Origin of the sequence: Vibrio sp. 1167 (assembly GCF_033340375.1) — a bacterium.
GTDB classification, from domain to species: domain Bacteria; phylum Pseudomonadota; class Gammaproteobacteria; order Enterobacterales; family Vibrionaceae; genus Vibrio; species Vibrio alginolyticus.
In genome coordinates, this window is record NZ_JAWOWK010000053.1 from 1 (window position 1) to 1,510 (window position 1,510).

The following is a 1,510-nucleotide window of genomic DNA, read 5'->3' on the forward strand; positions in this document are numbered from 1 at the left end:
CAGTAATCGAGAAACACAATTGAGCGATCCGACTGAGGAATAAAGTTCACGGCCACATACGGGATTGCCACGGCGGTGACTAAAATCAACGGAACCAAAGCGGCTAATGCTTTACGCGGGTTGTCCACCGTCCAGAATACCAACTGTTTATAACGGCTCGGTTTGGTCTCTTCGCTGTTAGCTTTTGGCTTGATGAACATCCACGCCATTAATACCGTAAACGTCATCGCGACGATCCATGAAAGCAACAGTGACGATGCCACAATGTAGAACACAGAGCTCGCAAACTCGGCGGAGTCGGTTTTGGAGAACAACACTGGGCTTGCGCCCATAATCGCGATGACAGTTGCGCCTAAAAGTGGCACAGCGGTTTCTTTGACGGAATCAATCGCGGCGCGAGTTCGCTCGATACCTTTGTTGAGCTTAGCGATCATCATATCGGTGATCACAATGGCGTTATCCACCAACATGCCCAGTGCGAGAATAAACGTACCTAGCGAGACACGGTGCAAATCGATGCTGGAGATGTTCATGTATACAAGAGTGAGCAAAATCGTAAGGAGCAAGCTTGCGCCAACGATGGTTGCACTCTTAAAGCCCATGAAAACCAACAACACCACAAAAACAATCGCGACACTTTCAAGCAGGTTGCCAACAAAGTCGTCGATAGACTTTTGTACTTCTTCAGGTTGATAAGCAACGGTCGAGATGTCGACACCCAGCGGCAGCGTTGCCTGGTAGTTAGCGATGATGTCTTGAATCGTATCGCCAAGTGACACCACGTTAATGCCTTGAACTGGGCTCACCGCCAAGGTGACAGCGGGCTCTCCGTTGTAGCGGTTTTCTGCCAATGCTGGTGTTTGATAACCCATGGTGATGTCGGCGATGTCACCAAGACGAATCAACCCCGAGCCAAACTCGCCGGTGCCACCATTGATGATTAAATTGCGAATGTCTTCTAGAGACTGAAACTCACTGGTTTGCGCAATACGAATACGCTCTGTACCTGCATCGAATTTTCCCGCTTCGAACGTGCTGTTTTGTGTGCTCAGTTGGTTCCAAACTTGTGCGATCGACAAACCATATTGAGCCAAGCGCTCGTCTGGCATATCGATATGTACAACGCGAGGTTGAACGCCGTGTAGCTCGATCTTTTTGATGCCGTCGACGGCTTTGATTTGGCGTTGCAGCTCTTCGGCGTAGCGACGCAACTCTTCTGGCGCAGCATCTGTGCTGTGGATAGAGAAAAGCATACCGTAGACTTCAGAGAACTCGTCTTGTACTACGCTGATCTGCGCGCTGGAAGGCAGCTGCAGTTTTACATCGTCCACTTTGCGTCTCAATAAGTCCCATTCCTGCGGAAGTGCTTTGGAGTTAAGGCTCTCTTTGAGGTCAACAAAGACCATAGACAAACCTGGACGAGACAATGAGCGCAAGCGATCCAACTCCGCCATTTCCTGCAATTTGGTTTCCACGGTATCGGTGACTTGGTGCTCGACTTCTTCGGCAG

The 1,510-nt window shown here is 49.9% G+C and carries 1 protein-coding gene; it reads right to left on the minus strand.

Annotation, left to right across the window (positions count from 1 at the left end; translation table 11 throughout):
- Positions 1–1,510, minus strand: a 1,510-nt coding sequence (locus tag R7Z78_RS24275) for an efflux RND transporter permease subunit (RefSeq protein ID WP_169643865.1), incomplete at both ends; no start/stop codon positions are given.